Here is a 7,182-nt window from a genome sequence, read left to right as displayed (position 1 = left end):
GACGAGCGCCATCGCAGTGCCCAGGATAAACTTTTTCATTTCACTTCCTCCACAAAGCGGTGCCCGGCTGCACCCTCCTCACGCCGGAGCTCCAGGCATTTGCCCTGAAGCCGCAATTTCCCCGCGCCACCTCTCCCGCGGCGCTCTGCAAAACGGAACAAACAAACCGTCAAATCCGCTCTGCGGAATATTCATTCCATTTTCTGGGAACGGCGTCAAGCCTCTTTAGCGGCGACCGGATATGGATGAAGCGCAATGCCGTGGGCCTTCACGGCCAGCACCTGCATTTCCGCCGTTGTGAAAGACGAAGCGAGCATCCATCTATGCGAGGTCGAAGACAGGCCCAGAGCCGCAGGCATCTTTGATCTTTTGCCGCGGCCCAATCATTTGAAGATTTTGGAGACAGGACACATGTCCATTTCGATCTACCGCCTCACCGTTCCGATGTTCCAGCGCGGCATCGCCAGCCTGAAAACCTACCTCGACAAGGCCGAAGCCTATGCCAGGGAAAAGAATATCGATCCCGCCATATTGGTCGCCGCTCGACTTGCGCCCGACATGCTGCCGCTCTCCGGCCAATATCAGCGCGCCAGCGACACCGCCAAATTCGCGCTCGCCCGCCTGACCGCGACCGATGCCCCGAGGTTCGAAGACAACGAAACGACGCTCGATGCCCTGCGCGAGCGCCTGGCAAAAACCGAAGCCTATCTCGCCGGCTTCTCGGCCCAAGCGCTGGAAGGCACGGAAACCCGCCAGATCACCCTGCCGGGAAAGAGCGGTATCGTGCTGCCCGGTGACGAATATATCGCCACCTTCGCCCTGCCGAACTTCTATTTCCACGTTGCGACGGCTCACGCCATTCTGCGCAACCAGGGCGCCCCGATCGGCAAGCGCGATTATCTCGGCTGAACAAAGCAATTCCAGCAAAAGCGTGCAGCGGTTTTGCCAGGCAAAGCGTGAAACGCTTGTGCCGGGAATTGCGTACAAAGCGAAAGAGAGCATTGCCGTCATTCGAAGAAGACGGCGATGCTCTACCAGGGTCGGTGCGTCACCGGCCCTCTTTCCGTCAGCTCGGTATAGGCAAGCGTCTGGTCGAGATGCCGTGCCCGCAGCGACAGAAGCTTCTCGGCATAATCGAGCCGTATCGCCGCATAGGCCGGATCCGCTGCGACATTGTCGAGTTCCATCGGATCGTTGAGAAGATCGAAGAGCAGCGGCGGCAATGCGGTAAAATGCACATATTTGAACCGTCCGTCGCGGATCACCGCCAGATTGCATTGGTTGGACCGGAGCCCGAAATGCCGCTCGGCCTCGCCATGCGCAATGTCGCGGAAATCGAATTCCCAGAATGCCGCGTCCCGCCAGCCCTGTCCGCTCCCACCCCTGACAAACGGCATGAGCGACTGGCCATCGAGCCCGTTCTTCGCGTCGATGCCGAGCCTTTGACAAAGGGTGGGAAAAATATCGGCAGCGCTGGTGAATTTGTCGACGACCCTACCCGCAGCACTGCTTGCGGGATCGCGAATGACAAGAGGAATATGATAGCTGCCGTCGAAGAAACCGCCCTTGCCGAGCATCCAGTGATCGCCCGCCATCTCGGCGTGGTCCGAGGTGAAGACAATAAGCGTGTCGTCCCAGGCGCCCGCATCCTTCAGCGCTTGCCAGATGCGGCCGAGTTGCGCATCGACCTCTGATATCATCCCGTAATAGATCGCCCGGATCGCGGCAAAATCCTCAGCGTTCCAGCCGCTGAGTGGCCCCGTTGCCCCGTAGATGAAGTTGCCCTTGCCAGAGCGTGGCATCTCGTAGGCGAGATAAGGATGACTATTCTGTTCGGCGTCGCGGTTTGCATCGCGGGCAAAAGCCGGTCCCTCGTCGGGCTTGAACATCCGGTTGAACGGCTCCGGCACGGAAAATGGCGGATGCGGACGCAAGAAAGAGACATGTGCAAACCACGGCCTGTCCTGTTCGCCCACCCAGCGAATGAACTCGCCGGCCAGGAACGCCGTCTGGGTCTCGTCGCGCGAATAGGCCGGCGCCGCATTTGAAATTTCGCCTGCTTCGGCACCGACCGGAATATGGATGTCGCGGCTGACGGCATGCGCATGGCCGCGGGACCTGAGCCAGGAGAGCCACTGTTTTTCATGCTCGGGCAGAAGCTGGCGGGCCGTAAAGCCCGGCAGCACGCCTTCATAGGTCGTCAGATGCGGATCGCCGGCATCCATGCCGCGCGGATCGGGCGCGGTATCCGTGTAGCCGAGCAGGGTCGGATCGTATCCGGCCCGCCGGGCGGCGAGCGCCAGATTGTCGAAGCGGGCATCGAGCGGCGAACCGTTGCGGCAGACGCGGTGGTTCATCTGATAAAGGCCGGTATAGAGTGTGGCCCGCGCCGGCGAGCAGGGTGCCGCCCCGGCATAGTGCCGCCGGAAGAGCGTGCCTTCCTGCGCCAGCGCATCGACACCAGGTGTCTTTACGCAAGCGTGACCGACGGCCGACAGGCTATCGCCACGCCACTGGTCGGCCGTGATCAGCAGGATGTTCGGCCGGCGCGCGTTCTCAATGCTGGTTGGATTTTGCATGCCAGGCCCAGGCGGAGCGGATGATCTCGGACAGATCATATTGCGGCACCCAGCCGAGCACGTCGCGCGCCTTGTCGTTATTGGCAACCAGCGTATGCGAATCGCCTTCACGACGGCCGATATATTCGACCGGGAAAGGCCGGTTCGACACTTCCTCGATCGCGCCGAGCAATTCCTTGACTGTCGTGCCGGTGCCGGTGCCGAGGTTGAGCGCGACGGAATCGCCGCCCTTCAGCAGATATTCGACGGCGCGCACATGCGCATCGGCAAGATCCAGCACATGGATATAGTCGCGCACGCAGGTGCCGTCGCGGGTCTCGTAGTCGCTGCCGAACACCTTGAAACCCTGGCGGCGGCCGAGGGCTGCGTCGATCGCCAGGGGTATCGCATGCGTTTCCGGTTGGTGCCATTCGCCGATCCGGCCCTCGAAGTCGGCGCCGGCCGCATTGAAATAGCGCAGCACCACCGAGCGCAGGCTCTTATATTGGTCGTAATCAGCAAGCGCCTGTTCGACGATATATTTCGTCCGCCCGTAGGGATTGATCGGCACCTGCCGGTGCGTCTCGTCGAGCGGCACGCTCTGCGGCAGACCGTAGGTGGCGCAGGTGGAGGAGAAGACGAAGGCGTTGATGCCGGCAGCCTGTGCCGCCGAAAGCAGCGTCAGCGTGCCGATCACATTGTTCTCGTAGAAGGAAACCGGATCTTTCACCGATTCGCCAACCTCGATCAGCGCCGCGAAATGCAGGATCGCCGCCGGCTTGTGCTTTGCCAGCACCTCATCCAGCCGGGCGCGATCGCGAATATCGCCCTCTTCGGCCGGCCCCCATTTGACGAACTCGCGATGGCCGTTCGAAAAATTGTCGAAGACGACAGGCGTATAACCCTTGTTCGCCAGGTCGAGACACGTATGCGACCCGATATAGCCGGCGCCGCCGACAACAAGAACCGTTTCACCTGCCATGCACCACCCTATTCTTCGTGAGAGATGAGGGAAACCTAGACGAGATACATGTCAATAAAAAGAAAGAACTGCGATCGGCGTGAACAGACAATACGTCAAATGCCGATGCCGCTTCAATCGATGCGCGATTCGTCGCCATGGCGGCCCCATCGATGACTTCAACTCCAACGCCGAACGACAATGACGCCACCCGCCCCGCAATTTGGGCCACATCGGCGATATTCGAAAATTATTCGCGTGATTTGCATAGCCGCCCGATCTAAGGGCCTTGTACCACCATGTGATGCAACGGTCCGCAGCAATCAGCCAGGGAGGGCGCGAATGAGAAAGGCATTGGTCGTTTGGGGCGGCTGGCAGGGTCATGAGCCGGAGCAATGCGCTCATATCGTCGCCGACCTGCTGCGCGAAGACGATTTTACGGTCGAGGTGACCGGCGATCTCGGAATATTCGGATCACCGGCGCTGGCGCAGGCCGATCTGCTGGTGCCCATCATTACCGGCGAAACGCTCGAAAAGCCTCATGCCGCGGCCCTGGTCGAAGCCGTGCGCGGCGGGCTGGGGCTCGCCGGCCATCACGGCGCCCTCGCCACGTCCTTCAAGGAAAGCGCGCCTTTCCGATATGTTTCCGGCGTCACCTGGGTGGCCCATCCCGGCAATATCATCGACTTCCGTGTCGCCGTCACCCGCCAGGACGATCCCGTGATGGAGGGCATTCCCGACTTCGACTATCGTTCGGAACAATATTATCTCCACTATGATCCCACGGTCGAAATCCTTGCGACCACCACCTTCACCGGCGCCTACGATCCGGCGGCCCGCAATGTCGTGATGCCCGTCGTCTTCAAGCGCCATTTCGGCGCCGGCCGCATCTTCTATTCCGCCCTCGGCCACGTCGCCGCCGAATTCGACCATCCCTACATGCCGCTGATCCTGCGGCGTGGTCTCAGCTGGGCCACCCGTCAATAGCGTTGGAGGACGAGGGAAAGGTCTTGCCGATCGCCCACCCGCGCCTGGAGCGGTTCAGCTTTTAACGGAAATGCAGAACCGCTCTATGCTTTTGTTTTTGCGCAATTCCCGGCAAAAGCGCTTCGCGCTTTGCCTGGAATTGCTCTAATCTCTCCATATGCCGGATCGCTTCTCTTTCCTGCCCGCCACTGCCGACCGCTTGACCGATATAGAAGCAGTCTTCGACGATTGCTCCGGCGGCCGGAATTGTCGCTGCGCCTACTGGTATCTTCCGAATGCCGACTACAAGGCAGGATGGGGCGAGGGAAATCGCAACTGGTTTCGAAGCCTCGTCGCCGGGCCGCGCCCGCCAGGCATTCTCGGCTACCACGAGAACGAGCCGGCCGGATGGTGCGGTATCGCGCCGCGCGCCGTATTCGACCGGCTGCGCCGCTCAAAGCCCTTCGCGCCGGTCGACGACAAGCCGGTTTGGTCGATCAATTGCTTCATCGTCCGCAAACCGTTCCGGCGGCAGGGCCTGTCGCGATTGTTATTGAAACACGCCGTCAAATTCGCAAACGCGAATGGCGCTGAATGCCTCGAAGCCTACCCCGTCGATCAGGCGGCCCGCGCTTCGAACGGAGCCGAGCTCTATCCGGGAGCGCTCTCGATGTTTCTGGATGCCGGCTTCGTCGAAGTGGCAAGACGCCTGCCGGCAAGGCCGATCGTCCGCCTGGAATGCCGCTGAATATTTCGGCAACCCAGGGATTATAAATACAGGCTAGCGAACCGCCTTTATCTGCCGGTCATTCTCGACGGCGGGAACCGTCTCGTCATAGACACGCATCAGCCGCCCCGCGGCCTTCAGCTTCTCGATAAGATCATTTCCATCAGGCGAAGCCTTCGTCAGCTCCAGCTGCTCGAACTCCCGTAGCGCCTGCGCCCAATGGCTTTCCCCGCGCCCATCCGGTCTGCCTTCCGATTCCCACAGCGAATAAGCGCGCTGGCTGACCCAGGCGTCCTTATTATGACTCATAATCAACCCCAGCGAGAAATTTGGAAGCAATATTCGACAGGCAACAAGGTGCCAAAACCGGCTTTAGGAGTCGTTACGAGGCAGCGTTAGTTTTTAGCTAATATCGAGGAGCAGGGGATTATCCCTCGCATGCATTCCCCGACCTTGGCCTCGTACCGGCTCCAGGGTAGGGTCAGCCGCAGAAACGACAGCGATGACCGATGGCAGCCAAGACAACACTCAATGCCAAGAATCTCGAATCCCTCGGTGTCCAGCGCCTTGCCGAGCTGCTGATCGAGATCAGCACGGGCAGCGCCGCCCACAAGCGACGGCTTCGAATGGAGCTTGCCGGCAATCACGGCAGCGCCGAAGTGGCGCGTGAAGTGCGAAAGCGGCTTGCCAGCATTACCCGCGCTCGCACCGTCATAAACTGGCACAAAGCGAAGGCGCTGAAGACCGATCTGGAAACTCAACGCAAGACGATCGCAGAGACGATTGCCGCCGATGATCCCCGGGAGGCTTTCGAACTGATATGGCAGTTCCTCGCAATGGCGGATTCGATCTTTGAAAGATCCAACGACCGCGGCGGCTCACTGATCCAAAGTTTTCACCAGGCTTGCGAGGATGCTGCTGCAATCGCCAGGCTCGTCAAAATTGACGTCAATGTTCTGGCCGATAAGGTGTTCAAAGCCGTGCAGGACAATGGTTACGGCCAGTACGACAACCTGCTTGCGGCGATGGTGCCGGCCCTCGGCAAGGATGGTATCGATCGGTTGAAAACCCTCTTCGTCCAATGGTCCAAGGAGCCGAAGGACAAGCCGGCGGAAGATGAGCGCAAGGTCATCAGCTGGGGCGCGGGAGCCCCGATTTACGAGGATGAGATCTACGGCACTCACCGGGATCTGACGGTGCGCATGGCCTTACAGCAAATTGCCGACGCCCAGGGCGATGTTGATGCCTACATTGGCCAGCACCCCGAGGAAACGCGCAAGGCGCCGATGATTGCGGCCGACATCGCCAATCGCCTGCTCTCGGCCGGGCGGGCGAAAGAAGCGCTTGAGACGTTGGATGAGGCCGACGCGAGAGGCTGGGCCGACATGCCATTCGAATGGCAGCTCGCTCGCGTCGCCGCGCTCGAGGCCCTGGGGCGGGCCGAAGAGGCCCAAACCTATCGATGGGCGCGCTTCGAGCAGGCGCTGGATGGCGAGCATCTCAGGGCTTTCCTCAAGCGGCTGCCGGATTTCGACGATCTCGACGCCGAGGAGAAGGCATTTGCCCATGCCCGGGCTTTCCCGAACGTCCATCAGGCGCTTGCCTTTTTCCTGAATTGGCCGGCGCCTGCCGAGGCGGCAAAACTGGTGGTGATCAGGAAAGCCGAACTCGACGGCGATCTCTATGAGCTGATGACGCCGGCGGCCGAAGCTCTGGCGGAGAAACATCCGCTCGCGGCGACCATTCTCTTGCGCTCCATGATCGATTTCGCCCTCGATAACAACAGACCCAGCCGCTATAAACACGCCGCAAGGCATCTTGCGGACTGTGCGTCCCTTGCGCCTCATATCGATGACTTTGGCAACACAAGATCCCATGACGTCTATGTCGCGGACCTCAAGCGCCGGCACGGCAAGAAGCATGGCTTCTGGAGCCTGGTGACCTAAGTCGCTTCAAATACCTTGCCTTCA

Annotated in this window: 7 protein-coding genes; 4 read left to right on the top strand and 3 right to left on the bottom strand. The window is 60.4% G+C overall.

Going from position 1 to position 7,182, the window contains the following annotated elements; genetic code table 11:
* The first annotated feature begins 411 nt into the window (after positions 1-411).
* Complete coding sequence (locus FHT79_RS30685; protein WP_028759213.1) at positions 412-909, top strand: DUF1993 domain-containing protein; 498 nt, start codon at positions 412-414, stop codon at positions 907-909.
* Positions 910-1,031: 122 nt separating this feature from the next.
* Here the strand turns inward: FHT79_RS30685 and FHT79_RS30680 are convergent, their stop codons facing one another.
* Together FHT79_RS30680 and galE are read right to left on the bottom strand one after the other, a co-directional pair.
* Positions 1,032-2,579 carry an alkaline phosphatase family protein gene (locus FHT79_RS30680; protein ID WP_183904652.1) on the bottom strand — a complete coding sequence of 516 codons (1,548 nt, stop codon included), beginning with the start codon at positions 2,577-2,579 and terminating at the stop codon, positions 1,032-1,034.
* Complete coding sequence (gene galE / locus FHT79_RS30675; RefSeq protein WP_028758426.1) at positions 2,557-3,540, bottom strand: UDP-glucose 4-epimerase GalE; 984 nt, start codon at positions 3,538-3,540, stop codon at positions 2,557-2,559. Before galE ends, FHT79_RS30680 begins: the two co-directional genes overlap by 23 nt.
* 321 nt (positions 3,541-3,861) lie before the next feature.
* Here galE and FHT79_RS30670 point away from each other — a divergent pair, with 321 nt between their 5' ends.
* Positions 3,862-4,506, top strand: coding sequence for a ThuA domain-containing protein (locus tag FHT79_RS30670; protein WP_028758425.1), 645 nt, complete (start codon positions 3,862-3,864; stop codon positions 4,504-4,506).
* Positions 4,507-4,663: 157 nt separating this feature from the next.
* On the top strand, positions 4,664-5,233 hold the full coding sequence (locus tag FHT79_RS30665; RefSeq protein WP_028758424.1) for a GNAT family N-acetyltransferase: 570 nt from the start codon (positions 4,664-4,666) through the stop codon (positions 5,231-5,233).
* A 33-nt stretch (positions 5,234-5,266) separates the two neighbouring features.
* Here FHT79_RS30665 and FHT79_RS30660 read toward each other — a convergent pair whose 3' ends face one another.
* Positions 5,267-5,521: a DUF2934 domain-containing protein gene (locus FHT79_RS30660; RefSeq protein ID WP_028757237.1), complete on the bottom strand. Its 255-nt coding sequence runs from the start codon at positions 5,519-5,521 to the stop codon at positions 5,267-5,269.
* Positions 5,522-5,721: 200 nt separating this feature from the next.
* On the opposite strand from FHT79_RS30660, the gene FHT79_RS30655 reads away from it, so the two are divergent.
* On the top strand, positions 5,722-7,158 hold the full coding sequence (locus tag FHT79_RS30655) for a DUF6880 family protein (protein WP_028758423.1): 1,437 nt from the start codon (positions 5,722-5,724) through the stop codon (positions 7,156-7,158).
* The last annotated feature ends 24 nt before the right edge of the window (positions 7,159-7,182 follow it).

Source organism: Rhizobium sp. BK212 (assembly GCF_014197475.1).
Taxonomy (GTDB): domain Bacteria; phylum Pseudomonadota; class Alphaproteobacteria; order Rhizobiales; family Rhizobiaceae; genus Rhizobium; species Rhizobium anhuiense.
This window is presented reverse-complemented; position numbering and strand designations above follow the sequence as displayed.